We start from the raw sequence: 15,543 nt of genomic DNA on the forward strand, positions 1-15,543 counted from the left end.
ACCAAAGTTTTCATGAAATATACGAGTTCGACTACTGAGGTTCCGGAAGCCCCGAATGTGCCGCGTCACGTGGCGATCATTATGGATGGCAATGGCCGCTGGGCGACCAAGCGCTTTTTGCCGCGCGTGGCCGGCCATGTCAAAGGCGTGGAAGCGGTGCGCACCGTGGTCGAGGCGTGCGCCCGCCGCGGCGTCGAATACCTGACCCTGTTCGCCTTCAGCTCCGAAAACTGGCGCCGCCCGGAAGAGGAAGTGTCGCTCTTGATGCGCCTGTTCGTCACGGCGCTCGACCGCGAGGTCTCCAAGCTGCACGCCAACAATATCCGCTTGAAAGTCGTCGGCGACCTGAGCCGCTTTGACGCCAAGCTGCAGGGCATGATCGCCAGCGCCGAGCGCAAGACCGCCAACAACACCCGCATGACCGTCACCGTCTGCGCCAACTACGGCGGGCGCTGGGACATCATGCAGGCGGTCGGCAAGATGGTGGCCGCCCATCCGGGCGCCGGCAACTTCACCGAGGAGCAGTTGGCGCCGCACCTGGCGATGGCCTACGCGCCCGAGCCGGACCTGTTCATCCGCACCGGCGGCGAGCAGCGCATCTCCAACTTCCTGCTGTGGCAACTGGCCTACACCGAACTGTTCTTCACCGAGACGTACTGGCCCGATTTCTCCATCGAGTGCCTCGACGAGGCGATCGCCTCCTACCAGCACCGCGAGCGCCGTTTCGGCCGCACCGGCGCGCAACTGGCGGAAAAGAAAAACTAATGCTGAAAACACGGATTATTACCGCGGTGCTCTTGCTGGCGGTGTTGCTGCCGGTCCTGTTCTTCAATTATTTCCCCGCGTTCGCCGTGGTCGTCACCTTGTTCGTCGGCGCCGCGATGTGGGAGGGCGCCCGCCTGTTCGGCCTGTCCGAGACGGCCGCCCGGGTCGCCGGCGTGGTCAGCTGCGGCCTGTTCGTGCTGCTGATGTACAGCGCCCAACCGGGCGCCGTCACCGCGCTGTACGGCGTGGCCGCGCTGCTGTGGCTGATCCGTTACGCGCCCACGCTGGGCCTGGGCCTGCCTCCGCTCAAGGGCGCGGCCAACCGGTCGATGGCCATCACCTTCAGCTTCGCCATCTTCGCCTGCTTCTTCGCCATCGTCGGCCTGTACCTGAAGTCGCCGCTGTACCTGCTGTCGGTGCTGGCGCTGGTGTGGATCGCCGACATCGGCGCCTATTTCTCCGGCAAGGCCTTCGGCAAGCGCAAGCTGGCGCCGACCATCTCTCCCGGTAAGTCGTGGGAGGGCGCCATCGGCGGCGGCATCGCCGTGCTGGCGATCGCCTCGCTGACCATCGTTCTCGCCGGCTCGGCGCCGTGGCTGCAGGACACCTTCGCCGTGCGCCTGCAGGCGCGCTTTGGCTGGGCGCTGACGTTGCTGGCGCTGCTGGTCATCGTCGCCGCCTCCGTCATCGGCGACCTGTTCGAATCCCAACTCAAGCGCCGCGCCGCCATCAAGGACAGCAGCAACCTGTTGCCGGGCCACGGCGGCGTGCTCGACCGTGTCGACGCGCTGATCCCCGTGCTGCCGCTGGCCGCGCTGCTGACCGCCTGGCTCTGAAAGACATTCCTATGCAACGCATCACCATCCTTGGCGCCACCGGTTCGATCGGCGTGTCCACGCTGGACGTGCTCGCCCGTCATCCGCAGCGCTATGCCGTCTACGCGCTGTCGGCGCACAGCCGCGTCGACGAACTGGCCGCCCAGTGCGTACAATTCCGTCCCGCGCGCGCCGTCGTCGGCACCGCCGACGCCGCCGACCGCCTGGGCGCGCTGCTGCGCGCGGCCGGCGTCGCTACCGAGGTCGAATACGGCGAGGCCGCCCTGTGCGCCATCGCCAGCGCGCCCGAGGTCGACAGCGTCATGGCCGCCATCGTCGGCGCCGCCGGCCTGGCGCCGACCCTGGCCGCCGCCCGCGCCGGCAAGAAGGTCCTGCTGGCCAACAAGGAGGCGCTGGTCATGTCCGGCCAGTTGTTCATCGACGCCGCCGCCGAGGCGGGCGCCGTGCTGCTGCCGATCGACAGCGAGCACAACGCGATTTTCCAGTGCTTGCCGGCGTCGTACGGCCGCCAGCCCGGCGCCAGTGGCGTCGCCAAGATCCTGCTGACCGCCTCCGGCGGCCCGTTCCTGACGCGCGCCGTCGAGACCCTGGAGGACGTCACGCCGGAGCAGGCCTGCAAGCATCCCAACTGGTCGATGGGGCGCAAGATCTCGGTCGACTCGGCCACGATGATGAACAAGGGCCTGGAGGTGATCGAGGCGCACTGGCTGTTCGGCGCCCCGGCCGACCGCATCGACGTCGTCATCCACCCGCAGTCGGTGATCCATTCGATGGTGTCCTACGTCGACGGCTCGGTGCTGGCGCAACTGGGCAACCCTGACATGCGCACGCCGATCGCCCACGCGCTGGCCTACCCGGAGCGCATCGATTCCGGCGTCGCCCAGCTCGACCTGACGCAGATCGCCACCTTGCAGTTCGAGCGTCCCGACTTCGCCCGCTTCCCGTGCCTGGCGCTGGCCTTCGATGCCCTGCGCGCCGGCGGCACGGCGCCGGCGCTGCTGAACGCGGCCAACGAGGTCGCGGTGCAAGCCTTCCTCGACCTGAAGATCGGCTTCCGCCAGATCGACCGCGTGATCGCCCACGTGATGGACGCGCTGCCGCACGGCGCCGCCGACAGCATCGAGGCCGTCATGGCGCAGGACGCGCTGGCGCGCGCCGCCGCTGAAACCCACATCGCCGGACTGGCAAAATGAACTTCCTGCAAACCGTCCTGGCGTTCGTCGTCTGCCTCGGCTCCCTGATCGTCTTCCACGAGCTGGGCCACTACCTGGTGGCGCGCTGGTGCGGCGTCAAGGTGCTGCGTTTCTCGGTCGGCATGGGCAAGGTCGTGTGGTCGCGCCGCTTCGGCCCCGACCAGACCGAGTGGGCCGTGTCGGCGCTGCCGCTGGGCGGCTACGTCAAGATGCTCGACGCGCGCGAGGGCGAGCTCAAGGACCTGCCGCCGGAAGACCTGAAGCGCGAGTTCACGCGTCAGAACGTATGGAAGCGCATCGCCATCGTGGCCGCCGGTCCGCTGGCCAACTTCCTGATCGCGATCGTGCTGTTCGCCGGCCTGTACATGTATGGCGTCGAGGAACCGGTCAGCAAGATCAGCGTGCGCGCCAGCGACGTCGCCGCGCTGGCCACCGACGCGTCGACGGCGGACGACTCCGCCGCGCAAGACAAGCAAACCACCAATCCGGCCGCGACCCCGGCCGCCACGCCCGCGTGGCGGGCCGGCCTGCGCAGCGGCGACCTGGTCACCGCCATTAACGAGCAGCCGGTGGCGGTGTGGTCCGAGCTGCGCTGGAACCTGATGCAGTCGGCCATCGACAAGAAGGAAGCGCGCCTGACGGTCGAGCGGCCGGGCGAGGGGCGCATGCACTTCGTGCTGCCGGCCGACGTGCTGGCCGCGCTCGACCTCGACGGCGACGTGCTGGGCAAACTGGGCCTGGGTGTGGCGCGTCCGGCGCCCGTGGTGCAGCAGGTGCTGCCCGGCGGCCCGGCCGAGCGCGCCGGCCTGCGGGTCGGCGACCTGCTGCTGTCGGTCGGCGGCACGCCGGTGGCCGACGGCATCGCCTTCATCGACATCGTCCGCGCCTCGGCCGGCAAGACGGTGGACGTGGTGGTGCGGCGCGCCGGCCAGCCGGTCACCTTGGCCATGACGCCCCAGGCCGAGCAGGCAAAAAGCGGCAAAGGAACTGTAACAGTCGGTAAGATCAGCGCTTACGTCGCTTTGGTGCCGGATATGATCGTCGTGCCCTCGTCGCCGCTGGAGGCGGTGGGCAAGGCGATGACCCGCGTCTGGGACACTTGTACGATGACGCTGAAGATGATCGGCAAGATGATCGTCGGCGAGGTCTCGCTCAAGAACGTCACCGGCCCGATCACGATCGCCGACTACGCCGGCCAGACCGCGCGCATGGGCGTGGTCAGTTATTTAAGCTTTATCGCCTTTATCAGCATCAGTTTAGGGGTAATGAATTTGCTACCGATTCCGGTTCTAGATGGGGGGCATTTGCTGTATTATTCGCTGGAAGTTTTAACTGGGCGTCCTGTGCCGGAACGTTTTAATGAGATCGCACAGCGAGTTGGCATCGGTTTGCTGATGACGTTAATGCTGTTGGCGGTATTTAACGACGTCGCCCGGCTCTTATAAAGTAGTTCGTTGATTTAGCCATTGAATAACCCCAATGAAATTATATTCTGACCGTATTACTTCACCTTCTTTACGCCGCAGCCTGATCGGCGCCGCCGTCCTGGCGCTGTGCGCCGGCCGTGCCATGGCGATCGAACCGTTCGTCATCAAGGACATCCGCGTCGAAGGTATTCAGCGTACGGAGGCCGGCACCGTGTTCAGCTACCTGCCGGTGCGGGTGGGCGAGACCTTCAACGACGACAAGAGCGTCACCGCCATCAAGGCGCTGTACGCGACCGGTTTCTTCAAGGACGTCAAGCTCGAAGCCGACGGCCAGGTGCTGGTGGTGCTGGTCGAGGAACGTCCGGCCATCTCCAAGGTGGAGTTCACCGGCACCAAGGAATTCGAAAAGGACACGCTGGTCAAGGCGCTGAAGGACATCGGCGTCGGCGAAACCAAGATTTTCGACAAGGCCTCGGTCGACCGCGCCGAGCAGGAATTGAAGCGCCAATACCTGTCGCACGGCCTGTACGGCGTCAAGATCGTCACCACCGTCACGCCGATCGAGCGTAACCGCGTCAACATCACGTTCGCGGTCGACGAGGGCGACGTCGCCAAGATCAAGCAGATCAACATCGTCGGCAACAAGGTGTTCGACGACAAGGAACTGAAGCAGCAGCTGGCCCTCAACACCGGCGGCTGGTTCAGCTGGTACACCAAGGCCGACCAGTACTCCAAGACCAAGCTGACCGGCGACATCGAGTCGCTCAAGTCCTTCTACCTCGACCGCGGCTACATCGAGATGAACATCGATTCGACGCAGGTGTCGATCACGCCGGACAAGAAGGACATCTACATCACGATCAACATCACCGAAGGCGAGAAGTACACCGTCTCCGGCATCAAGTTCGAGGGCGAGACCTTCGGCCGCGAGGAGGAACTGCGCTCGCTGGTCCTGCTCAAGAACGGCGAGACCTATTCGGGCGCGCGCCTGACCGCGACCAACAAGCTCATTTCGGACCGCCTCGGCACCTTCGGCTACGCCTTCGCCAACGTCAACGCCAATCCGGACATCAACCGCGACAAGCGCGAAGTGGCGTTCACCTTCTTCATCGATCCGGGCAAGCGCGCCTACGTGCGCCACATGAACATCGCCGGCAACACCACCTCGCGCGACGAGGTGATCCGCCGCGAGTTCCGCCAGTTCGAGTCGTCCTGGTACGACGCCAACAAGATCAAGCTGTCGCGCGACCGCGTCGACCGCCTGGGCTACTTCAAGGACGTCACCGTCGACACGCCGGAGGCGCAGGGCACCTCCGACCAGGTCGACGTCAACCTGACCGTGGTCGAAAAGCCGACCGGTAACTTCCAGATCGGCGGCGCGTTCTCGCAGTCGGAGAAGTTCACCTTCCAGGCGGCGATCCAGCAGGCCAACTTCGCCGGCTCGGGCACCACCGTCGGCATGGAACTGAACACGTCCAAGTACAGCCGCACGATCTCGTTCTCGCAGACCGACCCGTATTACACCGACGACGGCGTCTCGCGCTCGTACGAGATCTATCTGCGCACGCAGAAACCGCCGGCGCTCAACACCGGTTACTACACCATCAAGCAGCAGGGTGGACGCGTCAGCTACGGCGTGCCGTTCTCCGAAGTCGACACCGTCTTCTTCGGCATTGGCCTGGAACGCTCGAACATCGAGACCGACCAGACCTCGCCGACCCGCTTCCAGCAGTATGTGCGCGACATCACCGGCATCCAGAGCGGCATCGGCAGCGCCAAGACCAACGCCGTGCCGCTGACGATGGCGTGGGCGCGCGACAGCCGCGATTCGGCGCTGACGCCGACCGTGGGCCGCTACCAGCGCGCCAACCTGGAACTGGACATCATCGGCCAGCAGAAGTACTACCGCGCGGTCTACGAACAGCAGTGGTACAAGCCGCTGTTCTCGAAGGTCACCCTGGCGCTGAAGGGCGAGATCGACTACGGCCGCGGACTGCGCGACAGCTCCTATCCGGTGTTCAAGAACTTCTACGGCGGCGGTATCGGTTCGGTGCGCGGCTACCTGAGCTCCTCGCTGGGCGCGGTCGATCCGCGTTACGGCGACGCGCTGGGCGGCGCCTCGCGCCTGATCGGCAACGCCGAGTTGCAGATGCCGTTCCCCGGCTCGGGCCAGGACCGCAGCCTGCGCTGGTTCGCCTTCCTCGACGGCGGCCAGGTCTACCAGGAAGGCGAGAAGATGCGCCTGCAGCAGTTGCGCTATTCGTCCGGGCTGGGCATCAGCTGGATTTCGCCGGTCGGCCCGCTCAAGTTGAGTTATGCTAAGCCTTTGAACGCCAAGGAAGGCGACCGCCTGGAACGCTTCCAGTTCCAGATGGGTAGCGGCTTCTGATGCCGGCGGTCGCCGACATCGCAGCGCGCAGCGTGCCGTACCAATATTTACCTCGGAGAAACAAGTTGAAGACTGCATCCGCTAATCTGACCAAATATCTCGCCGTGCTTGCGCTGGGCTGGAGTGCATTGGCGCCGGTGCAGGCCCAGACCTCGGCCTCGCGCATCGCCTGGCTCAGTCCCGAGCGCATCTACAACGAGTCCAAGCTGGCCAAGCTGGCCAGCGAGAAGCTGCAGGAAGAGTTCAAGAGCCGCGAGAAGGCCATGCAGGACATGGCGGGGCGCCTGAAGACGGCGTCCGACAAGCTGGAAAAGGAAGCGCCGGCGCTGTCCGAGGCCGACCGCGTCAAGCGCCAGCGCGACGTGTTCGAACTCGATAAGGAATACCAGCGCCGCCAGCGCGAGTTCCGCGAGGATCTGAGCCAGCGCACCAACGAGGAGCGCCAGGCCATCTCGGACCGCGCCACCAAGATCATCCGCCAGATGGCCAATGTCGAAGGCTTCGACATCGTGCTGCAGGACGCGGTATGGGCGAGCCCGCGCATCGACATCACCGACAAGGTGCTGGCGGCGCTCGATAAAGACAAATAAATCACACAAGATTGGATACCCCGATGGGCACTCGACTGGGAGAATTGGTCGAACGCTTCGGCGGGCAGTTGATGGGTGACGCGAACCTGGAAGTGACCGGGATCGCGCCATTGACCGACGCCGGCGTTTCGCACATCAGCTTTCTGAGCAACAGCAAACTGCGCGCCCAGGCGCTGCAGACGGCGGCGGCGGCGTTGATCGTCTCGCCCGCCGATGACGAATTCATCGCCGCCGGCTACACCGGCGCGCGCATCGTCACCCCCAACCCTTACGTCTACTTCGCCAAGGCGGCGCAGTATTTCCACTCGCTGACGGCCATCGTGCCGCCGGCGGGCATCCATCCGACCGCCTTCATCGGCGAGGGCGCGCAGATCGCCGCCTCGGCCCATATCGGACCGAAGGTGGTGGTGGAACCGGGCGCGGTCATCGGCGAGCACGCCGTCATCGACGCCGGCTGCTACATCGGGCGCGAAGCGGTGATCGGCGAGGGCACGCACTTCTTCGCCAACGTCACCTTCCACGCCTACTGCCAGATCGGCGCGCGCGGCATCATCCACTCGGGCGCCGTGATCGGCACCGACGGCTTCGGCTTCGCCAACGAGAAGGGCGTCTACATCAAGATCCCGCAGACCGGGCGCGTGATGATCGGCGACGACGTCGACATCGGCGCCAACACCACGGTCGACCGCGGCGCGCTGGCCGACACGGTGATCGAGGATGGCGTCAAGCTCGACAACCTGATCCAGATCGCCCACAACTGTCATATCGGCGCGCACACGGCGATGGCCGGCTGCGTCGGCATGGCCGGCAGCACCACCGTCGGCAAGTACTGCACCTTCGGCGGCGCCGCCATGATCAACGGCCATATCACCATCGCCGACCACGTGAATGTCGGTCCGTCGACGATGATCCCGCGCTCGCTCACGGAGCCCGGCACCTACATCGGCTACTACCCGATGTCGCGCCCGGCCGAATGGGAAAAGTCGGCCGTCATCGTGCGCAACCTGTCCGCCATGCGCGACAAGGTGCGCGCGCTGGAAAAGACAATTAAAACATTGACGAATCAAGAAGAGAAATAATTATGACCACCACTCCGGAAACCACCGAATCGTCCTGCACCAAGAAGTGCCTGGATATTCACGCGATCAAACAGTACCTGCCGCACCGCTATCCGATGCTGCTGGTCGACCGCGTGCTGGATTGGGAGGCCAACAAGCGTATCACGGCGATCAAGAACGTCACCGTCAACGAGGAATTCTTCAACGGCCACTTCCCGCACAAGCCGGTCATGCCGGGCGTGCTGATGATCGAGGCGATGGCGCAAACGGCGGCCATCCTGTCGTTCCTGTCGATCGGCGTCAAGCCGGACGAGAACTCGGTGGTCTACTTCGTCGGCATCGACAACGCGCGCTTCAAGCGTCCGGTCGAACCGGGCGACCAGCTGGTGATGAACGTCGAGATCCTGCGCCACGCGCGCGGCATCTGGAAGTACAAGGCGGTCGGCACGGTCGACGGCCAGCTCGCGCTCGAGGCGGAACTGATGTGCACCATCCGCAGCGCCGTCGACGCCAGCCAGCCCATGGGGAAGTAAGCATGTCGAAGATTCACGCCACCGCCATCGTCGATCCCAAAGCGGAACTCGACAGCAGCGTCGAAGTGGGGCCGTATTCGGTCATCGGCCCGAACGTGCGCATCGGTTCGGGCACAGTGGTCGGTCCGCACGTGGTCATCGAAGGCCATACGACCATCGGCAGCGACAACAAGTTGTTCCAGTTCTCGTCGATCGGCGCCGCGCCGCAGGACAAGAAGTGGTCCGGCGAACCGACCCGCCTGACCATCGGCGACCGCAACACGATCCGCGAATTCTGCACCTTCAACACCGGCACGGTGCAGGACAAGGGCGTCACCTCGCTCGGTCACGACAACTGGATCTCGGCCTACGTCCACCTGGCGCACGACTGCCAGGTCGGCAGCAACACGATCTTCTCGAACAACGCGCAGATCGCCGGCCACGTCGAAATCGGCGACTGGGTGATCATGAGCGGCTTCGCCAACGTCCACCAGTTCTGCAAGATCGGCGCCCACGCCTTCGTCGGCATGAGCACCTCGCTGACCCAGGACGTGCCGCCGTTCGTGCTGTTGAACGGTAATCCGGCGCAGGCGCACGGCGTCAATATCGAGGGTCTGAAGCGGCGCGGTTTCACGCGCGAGCAGATCAACGGCATCCGCACCGCCTACAAGCTGATTTACCGCTCCGGACTGACCCTGGAAGAGGCCAAGGCCGCGCTGCTGGCCGAGGAGCAGGCCACGCCTGCCGCCGCCGAGCAGATTCGTTCGATGCGCGAATTCCTCGGCACCGCCAGCCGTGGCATCGTCCGCTGATATGACGCAGCCGGAACGATCGCCACTATCGCTGGCGGTCGTCGCCGGCGAGCCTTCGGGCGACGTGCTGGCCGCGCGCCTGTTATCGGGACTGCGTCCGCATCTGCCGGACGCGCGCTTCCACGGCATCGGCGGCGAGCATATGGTGGCGCAGGGTTTCGAATCGCACTACCCGATGGACAAGCTGACCGTGCGCGGCCTGCTGGCCGTGATCCCGCGCTATCCCGAAATCAAACGCATCCAGAACGAACTGCGCGACCGCCTGCTGGCCGAGCGGCCGGCCGCCTTCATCGGCGCCGACTATCCGGGCTTTAACCTGGGCCTGGAGATGCAGCTCAAGGACGCGGGCATACCGACCATCCACTACATCGGGCCGCAGATCTGGGCCTGGCGCGGCGGCCGCATCAAGAAAATCATCAAGGCGGTCTCGCACATGCTGGTGGTCTTCCCGTTCGAGGAGGAGATCTACCGCAAAGCCGGGGTGCCGGTCAGCTATGTCGGCCATCCGCTGGCCGAGCTGATACCGATGGCGCCGGACGAAGCGGCGGCGCGCCGCGTCCTGGGCCTGCCGGAGGACGCCAACGTGGTGACCATCATGCCCGGCAGCCGCATGTCCGAATTGAAGTACAACACGGCGGCCTTCATCGGCGCCGCCAAACTGCTCAAGGAGCGCGACCGCTCGCTGCGTTTCGTCGCGCCGATGGCGGGCGAGCGCCAGCGCCAATACTTCCTCGAACTGGTGGCGCAGGCCGGCCTGCGGGACGTGGAAGTCCAGCTGCTCGACGGCCAGTCGCACACCGCCATCGCGGCGGCCGACGCCGTGCTGGTGGCCTCGGGAACGGCGTCGCTGGAGGTGGCGCTGTTCAAGAAGCCGATGGTCATCGCATACAAGATGATGGCGGCCGAATACCAGATCCTGCGCCATTTCGGCTACCAGCCTTGGATTGGATTGCCGAACATCCTGGCGCGCGAATTCCTGGTGCCGGAAATGGTGCAGCATGAGGCCAGCCCGCAGGGACTGGCGGACGCCATGTGGAAGCAATTGAGCGACGTGCCGCACCGCCTCAAGCTGGTGCAGCGCTTCAGCGACATGCATCACAGCCTGCTGCGCAATAGCGCGGTGGAGAGCGCGGCGGCGGTGCTCAAGGTCATTTCAAGATAGAGAATCAACGTGAAAAATCAACATCCCGGTTTGTTCGACGACCTGCCCGATTCGCAAGACGAGATCATTTGCGGCGTCGATGAAGCCGGCCGTGGCCCGCTGGCCGGGCCGGTGTTCGCCGCCGCCGTCATCCTCGACGTTTCGCGGCCCATCGCCGGCCTGCGCGACTCGAAAAAGCTGACCGAGGCCAAGCGCGATCTGCTCGCGCCCCTGATCAAGGCGCAGGCGCTGGCCTGGGCCATCGCCGAGGCGTCGGAAGAGGAGATCGACAAACTCAATATCCTGCAGGCGTCGATGCTGGCGATGCGGCGCGCGGTGGAGGCGCTGAAGACGGTGCCGACCTTGGCCCTGATCGACGGCAACCGCTGCCCGGTCATGAAAATCCAGAGCATCGCCGTCATCGGCGGCGACGACAAGGTCGACGCCATTTCAGCGGCGTCGATCCTGGCCAAGACCGCGCGCGACGCCGCGCTGGTGGCGCTGCATGCGCAGTATCCGCATTACTGCTTCGACCAGCACAAGGGCTACGGCACGGCGCTGCATATGGAGCGCCTGCGCGAGCATGGCGCCTCGCCGGTGCACCGCCGGTCGTTCGCGCCGGTGCGCGAGGTGCTGGAGTTGCACGCGATGCGCAACGGCGTGGTGGTGGAGATGGTCAAGGTGGCGAAGGTGGGGCAAACCGCGCAAACCATGGACTTGCTGCCCGCCGGAGGTTTCGCATGAAGACCATCACCTCGCGCGACAACGCGCAATACAAGGAATTGGTCAAGCTGGCCGGCAGTTCGCAGGCGCGCCGCAAGTCCGGCCGCACCCTGCTGGACGGCGTGCATCTGTGCCAGGCTTATTTGCAGCTGCGCGGCCTGCCGGAGCAGTGCATCGTCAGCGAGACCGCGCTGCATAACCCGGAGGTGATGGACATCGTCGGCCAGCTCGAGGCGAAGCACGCGCACGTGCTGGCGCTGCCGGATGCGCTGTACAACGCCGTCAGCCAGGTCGAACACGGCGTCGGCGTGATGTTCTCGGTGCAGACGCCGGAGCGGGCGGTCACCGAGCCGCTGGCCGTATCGGCGGTGCTGCTCGATAACGTGCAGGACCCCGGCAACGTCGGCTCCATCCTGCGCAGCGCGGCGGCGGCTGGCATCAAGCAAGTCTACTGCAGCGCCGGCACCGCGTTCTGCTGGTCGCCAAAAGTGCTGCGGGCGGCGATGGGCGCGCATTTCGTGCTCGATATTTTCGAGAACGTCGATCTTGCCGCGCTGGTGTCTTCGTCCAAGGTGACGTCGCTGGCCACCAGCGGCTACGCCACGCAGCGCCTGTACGACGTCGATCTGCGGCAGCCGGTCGCGTGGCTGTTCGGCCACGAAGGGCAGGGCGTGGCGGACGACCTGCTATCGATGGCGACCCACCAGGTGGTGATACCGCATCTGGGACAAGTGGAGTCGCTGAACGTCGCCGCATGCGCGGCAGTATGCTTTTTCGAACAAGTCAGGCAGAATCAACTGTAGAACGTTTGATCGGAGCCGTCATGGATATCGCGCAGTTGCACTCGCAGTTGCACTTTCTTGTAGCGGAAGGGGATCAGGTACAACGGCACGCGCTGGCCGATATCCTGGTCCATCTGGGCGTGGGCCGGATCACGCAAGCGCCCGACGGCTACACCGCGCTGCGCCACTTCAGCGCCGGCATCACGCCGCCGGTGGATATCGCCATCCTCGACCTGGCCCTGCCAGGCATGGACGCATTGGAACTGATACGCCGGCTGGGCGAAGCGAAAAGCAGCGCCGGCATTATCATCGTCGGCGCCCAGACCAACGCGGTGCTGTTCTCGGTCGAGACGATGGCCGACGCCTACGGCGTCAACGTGCTAGGCGCGGTCGGCAAGCCGGTCATCGGCAGCCGCCTCGAAGCGCTGGTCGCCAACCATCTGCAGCGGCCGGAACCCCACGCCGCCACCGGCAAGGTGGAGCCGATGTCGTTCGCCGAAGTGGGCGCCGGATTGCAGGCGCGTGAATTCGACCCCCACTTTCAGCCCAAGATAGAACTGGAGACGGGACAGGTCAAGGGGCTGGAGATGTTTGCGCGCTGGCGCCATCCGCTGCATGGCGTACTGGGGCCGGCATCGTTCATGCCGGTGCTGGAGCAGAACCGGCGCATCGACTTCCTCGACTGGAGCATGATCGAAAAGTCGGTCGCCGCCTGCCGCATCCTGCACGACCAGGGCATCCCGATCTCGTTCTCGATCAACGTCGACCAGAGCACGTTGGCGCATCCGCAGTTCATGGAGCAGATCGCGGCCTGCCTGGCGCGGCACAGCATCCTGCCCGACTACATCACCTTCGAGATGACGGAATCGTCGGTGCTCACGACCGACCCGCACTTCCTCGAACGGCTGCTGCGGCTACGGATGAAAGGCTTCGGCCTGGCCATCGACGACTACGGCACGGGGCGTAGCAACCTGCAACTGCTGGCGCGCATACCATTTTCAGAATTGAAGATCGACCGCAGCTTCGTCGACGGGGCCTCCAAGAAGCAAGCCATCGGCACGGTGCTGCGGTCCTGCCTGGGCCTCGCGCGCAGCCTGGACCGCCGCTCGGTGGCGGTCGGCGTCGAAACCAAGCAGGACTGGGACTTCCTGCAAGGGTTGGGCTGCACCTACGCACAGGGCTACTACATCGCCAAGCCGATGCCGGTCGAAGAGTTCCCCGCCTGGCTCGCCGACTGGCAGCATTTCTTCTAAATACCTGCGGCCACGCTAGCATGCGTGGCGGATTACGCCTTCGGCTAATCTGCCCTACGTGTCTCCCAGGTATTCCCGCGTCCCCGCCCTCGGGTTTGCGCGTTATTGAACCCGTCTGCCTTCACGCTCGCCGCACCGGATTTGGGTTTTCCTTCTTATTTTGCCGCGTTTAACATGCCGGTGTACGCTGGCTTGGGCTTTTGCTGGCGGTCGAACAGCAGCGGCGAGTCGTGGCGTCCTTCGTACTCGCCGTGATTGAGCCAGGTGTGGCTGTCGGAGATGCCCCATAAGGTTACCGCGCGCAACTCCGGGTGTGCCAGGAAAACCTTCATCAGCGCCGCATAGCGCTCGCCCTGCAGTTGAAGCAGCCTATTCTGGCTGTCCGACAGCGCCTTCGCCTTGTACCGGTACAGACTTACATCAAGCTCCGTCACCTGGTTCTCCAAGCCTAAGCGCGCGAAGGTGGTCAGCGATTCGTCGATCGATTCAACCGACGGTCCGAACACCGACACGTGCATCTGGTGCCCGACCCCATGCACCGGCACGCCGCGCGCGATCAAGTCTTTGACGACGCGTTCCAGGCACTGACGTTTTGCCGGTTCCTCGGTCGAATAGTCGTTGATGTACAGCCTTGCCTTCGGGTCGGCGGCGTGCGCGTAGCGGAAGGCTTGTTCAATGTAGTCCTCACCGGTCGCCGCGAACCATTTGTCCTTGCGCAGGCAGTTTGGCTGCTTCTCGTCGATGACTTCATTGACCACGTCCCAGGCATACACCGCGCCCTTATAGCGACCGACGACCGTCTCGATATGCGACTTCAAACGCGCCAGCACCAGATCGCGCGACGCCGGTTTGCCTTCCCTGTCGGTCCACATCCACTCGGGGGTGCGCAGATGCCACAGCAACGTGTGTCCGCGCATGGCCATGCCGCTCCCTTGCGCGTAGGCCACCAGCTTGTCGGCGGGGGCGAAATTGTACGCGCCTTCCTTTGGCTGGATATCGGTCGGCTTCATGACGTTTTCGGCGACGATGCTGTTGAAGTGCGCCGCCAGCAGCGGCGCTTCGGCCGACGTCAGTTGCGACGGTTCGATGGCGGCGCCGATCTTCAACCGGCCCTCGTATGCTTTCGCCAGGGAGGGCGTCTCCTGCGCGGCCCCGTTCAAAACAAAGGTCCCCAACAGCATGGTCAACGCGGCGCGCCGGATCATGTCAGTACTCCCGACGGTTAGGTTTGATCTCTTGCAGGATCGTGGTCGAAATCTCCTCGATCGATTTGGTCGTCGACGACAGCCAGCGGATGCCCTCGCGCTTCATCATCATTTCCGCCTCGTTGACCTCATAACGGCAGTTCTCGATCGACGCGTATTTGCTGCCGGCGCGGCGCTCGTTGCGGATCTCGGCCAGGCGCTCCGGCGTGATCGTCAGCCCGAAAATCTTCGGCTTGAAGTCGTATAGAGACGACGGCAGCTTGCCGCGCTCGAAATCGTCCGGGATCAGCGGATAGTTGGCCGCCTTGATCCCGTACTGCATGGCCAGATACAGGCTGGTTGGCGTCTTGCCCGAGCGCGAAACGCCGACCAGGATCACGTCGGCCGAGGCCAGGTTCTTGTGCGATTGGCCGTCGTCGTGCGCCAGCGAGAAGTTGATCGCCTCGATGCGGTTTTTGTATTCCTCGCTGTCGACAATGTTGTGTGAGCGGCCAATGGTGTGTGTCGATTTGACATTTAATTCTTGTTCCAACGGAGCAACAAAGGTCTGGAACAAGTCCATATACATGCCTTTGCAGGCGCGGATCACGTCCGATAACTGGGTCTGCACGAGGGTCGAAAAGATGATCGGACGTTGACCGTCGGTTGCAAAAGCCTCGTTGATCTTGCGCGCCGCGTCGTGCGCCTTGTCCAGGGTATCGATGAAAGGCAGTCGGACCTGGCGGAAGCGCAACTCGAACTGGGTTAGCACGGAGTGACCAAAAGTTTCGGCCGTGATGCCGGTGCCGTCGGAGACGAAGAACACGGTGCGGGCGGACGACGGCAGGGGAGGACGTTGTTCTTGTGTCATGTGATGT

At 64.4% G+C, this 15,543-nt stretch carries 15 protein-coding genes; 13 read left to right on the plus strand and 2 right to left on the minus strand.

The features are described 5' to 3' along the window. Nucleotides 1-12: 12 nt before the first annotated feature. From uppS to AC07P1_RS29995, 13 genes are all read left to right on the plus strand, one after another. Nucleotides 13-765: a polyprenyl diphosphate synthase gene (uppS, locus tag AC07P1_RS29935; protein ID WP_494699254.1), complete on the plus strand. Its 753-nt coding sequence runs from the start codon at nucleotides 13-15 to the stop codon at nucleotides 763-765. Then, a complete protein-coding gene (locus AC07P1_RS29940) occupies nucleotides 765-1,601 on the plus strand; it encodes a phosphatidate cytidylyltransferase (RefSeq protein WP_494699255.1) in 837 nt (278 codons plus the stop codon). Before uppS ends, AC07P1_RS29940 begins: the two co-directional genes overlap by 1 nt. A gap of 11 nt (nucleotides 1,602-1,612) precedes the next feature. After that, on the plus strand, nucleotides 1,613-2,794 hold the full coding sequence (gene ispC, locus AC07P1_RS29945) for a 1-deoxy-D-xylulose-5-phosphate reductoisomerase (protein ID WP_494699256.1): 1,182 nt from the start codon (nucleotides 1,613-1,615) through the stop codon (nucleotides 2,792-2,794). Then, nucleotides 2,791-4,239 carry an RIP metalloprotease RseP gene (rseP, locus tag AC07P1_RS29950; RefSeq protein ID WP_494699257.1) on the plus strand — a complete coding sequence of 483 codons (1,449 nt, stop codon included), beginning with the start codon at nucleotides 2,791-2,793 and terminating at the stop codon, nucleotides 4,237-4,239. The genes ispC and rseP overlap by 4 nt, the downstream gene beginning before the upstream one ends. A gap of 34 nt (nucleotides 4,240-4,273) precedes the next feature. Further along, nucleotides 4,274-6,610 (plus strand): outer membrane protein assembly factor BamA, encoded by a 2,337-nt coding sequence (gene bamA / locus AC07P1_RS29955; RefSeq protein ID WP_494699258.1) that lies wholly within the window; start codon nucleotides 4,274-4,276, stop codon nucleotides 6,608-6,610. Between the two features lie 65 nt (nucleotides 6,611-6,675). Beyond that, complete coding sequence (locus AC07P1_RS29960) at nucleotides 6,676-7,200, plus strand: OmpH/Skp family outer membrane protein (RefSeq protein WP_315212902.1); 525 nt, start codon at nucleotides 6,676-6,678, stop codon at nucleotides 7,198-7,200. 23 nt (nucleotides 7,201-7,223) lie between these two features. Beyond that, nucleotides 7,224-8,279, plus strand: a complete 1,056-nt coding sequence (gene lpxD / locus AC07P1_RS29965) for a UDP-3-O-(3-hydroxymyristoyl)glucosamine N-acyltransferase (protein WP_494699259.1) — start codon at nucleotides 7,224-7,226, stop codon at nucleotides 8,277-8,279. A gap of 2 nt (nucleotides 8,280-8,281) precedes the next feature. Then, complete coding sequence (gene fabZ / locus AC07P1_RS29970) at nucleotides 8,282-8,791, plus strand: 3-hydroxyacyl-ACP dehydratase FabZ (protein WP_090313858.1); 510 nt, start codon at nucleotides 8,282-8,284, stop codon at nucleotides 8,789-8,791. Between the two features lie 2 nt (nucleotides 8,792-8,793). Continuing rightward, the gene (lpxA, locus tag AC07P1_RS29975) at nucleotides 8,794-9,582 is read left to right on the plus strand and encodes an acyl-ACP--UDP-N-acetylglucosamine O-acyltransferase (protein ID WP_494699260.1); all 789 of its coding nucleotides are present in this window, start codon (nucleotides 8,794-8,796) and stop codon (nucleotides 9,580-9,582) included. After that, a complete protein-coding gene (gene lpxB, locus AC07P1_RS29980; RefSeq protein WP_494699261.1) occupies nucleotides 9,566-10,744 on the plus strand; it encodes a lipid-A-disaccharide synthase in 1,179 nt (392 codons plus the stop codon). Before lpxA ends, lpxB begins: the two co-directional genes overlap by 17 nt. Nucleotides 10,745-10,753: 9 nt before the next feature. Then, nucleotides 10,754-11,467 (plus strand): ribonuclease HII, encoded by a 714-nt coding sequence (gene rnhB, locus AC07P1_RS29985; protein WP_494699262.1) that lies wholly within the window; start codon nucleotides 10,754-10,756, stop codon nucleotides 11,465-11,467. Further along, a complete protein-coding gene (locus tag AC07P1_RS29990) occupies nucleotides 11,464-12,249 on the plus strand; it encodes a TrmH family RNA methyltransferase (RefSeq protein ID WP_363496821.1) in 786 nt (261 codons plus the stop codon). The genes rnhB and AC07P1_RS29990 overlap by 4 nt, the downstream gene beginning before the upstream one ends. A 20-nt stretch (nucleotides 12,250-12,269) precedes the next feature. Next, nucleotides 12,270-13,481, plus strand: coding sequence for an EAL domain-containing response regulator (locus AC07P1_RS29995; RefSeq protein WP_494699263.1), 1,212 nt, complete (start codon nucleotides 12,270-12,272; stop codon nucleotides 13,479-13,481). Nucleotides 13,482-13,636: 155 nt separating this feature from the next. Here the strand turns inward: AC07P1_RS29995 and AC07P1_RS30000 are convergent, their stop codons facing one another. Together AC07P1_RS30000 and ppsR are read right to left on the minus strand one after the other, a co-directional pair. Beyond that, the gene (locus AC07P1_RS30000; protein ID WP_494699264.1) at nucleotides 13,637-14,686 is read right to left on the minus strand and encodes an endo-1,4-beta-xylanase; all 1,050 of its coding nucleotides are present in this window, start codon (nucleotides 14,684-14,686) and stop codon (nucleotides 13,637-13,639) included. Between the two features lies 1 nt (nucleotide 14,687). Beyond that, nucleotides 14,688-15,536, minus strand: coding sequence for a posphoenolpyruvate synthetase regulatory kinase/phosphorylase PpsR (gene ppsR / locus AC07P1_RS30005; protein ID WP_315212929.1), 849 nt, complete (start codon nucleotides 15,534-15,536; stop codon nucleotides 14,688-14,690). Nucleotides 15,537-15,543 lie beyond the last annotated feature (7 nt).

This window comes from Duganella sp. GW821-FHT07F09, from assembly GCF_059418705.1.

Bases quoted from the DNA above. Each gene is read 5' to 3' on its own strand.
- AC07P1_RS29995 (WP_494699263.1), top strand. From the start codon at position 12,270: ATGGATATCGCGCAGTTGCACTCGCAGTTGCACTTTCTTGTAGCGGAA.
- fabZ (WP_090313858.1), top strand. From the start codon at position 8,282: ATGACCACCACTCCGGAAACCACCGAATCGTCCTGCACCAAGAAGTGC.
- bamA (WP_494699258.1), top strand. From the start codon at position 4,274: ATGAAATTATATTCTGACCGTATTACTTCACCTTCTTTACGCCGCAGC.
- uppS (WP_494699254.1), top strand. From the start codon at position 13: ATGAAATATACGAGTTCGACTACTGAGGTTCCGGAAGCCCCGAATGTG.
- rseP (WP_494699257.1), top strand. From the start codon at position 2,791: ATGAACTTCCTGCAAACCGTCCTGGCGTTCGTCGTCTGCCTCGGCTCC.
- AC07P1_RS29940 (WP_494699255.1), top strand. From the start codon at position 765: ATGCTGAAAACACGGATTATTACCGCGGTGCTCTTGCTGGCGGTGTTG.
- lpxA (WP_494699260.1), top strand. From the start codon at position 8,794: ATGTCGAAGATTCACGCCACCGCCATCGTCGATCCCAAAGCGGAACTC.
- AC07P1_RS30000 (WP_494699264.1), bottom strand. From the start codon at position 14,686: ATGATCCGGCGCGCCGCGTTGACCATGCTGTTGGGGACCTTTGTTTTG.
- ispC (WP_494699256.1), top strand. From the start codon at position 1,613: ATGCAACGCATCACCATCCTTGGCGCCACCGGTTCGATCGGCGTGTCC.
- AC07P1_RS29990 (WP_363496821.1), top strand. From the start codon at position 11,464: ATGAAGACCATCACCTCGCGCGACAACGCGCAATACAAGGAATTGGTC.
- lpxD (WP_494699259.1), top strand. From the start codon at position 7,224: ATGGGCACTCGACTGGGAGAATTGGTCGAACGCTTCGGCGGGCAGTTG.
- ppsR (WP_315212929.1), bottom strand. From the start codon at position 15,536: ATGACACAAGAACAACGTCCTCCCCTGCCGTCGTCCGCCCGCACCGTG.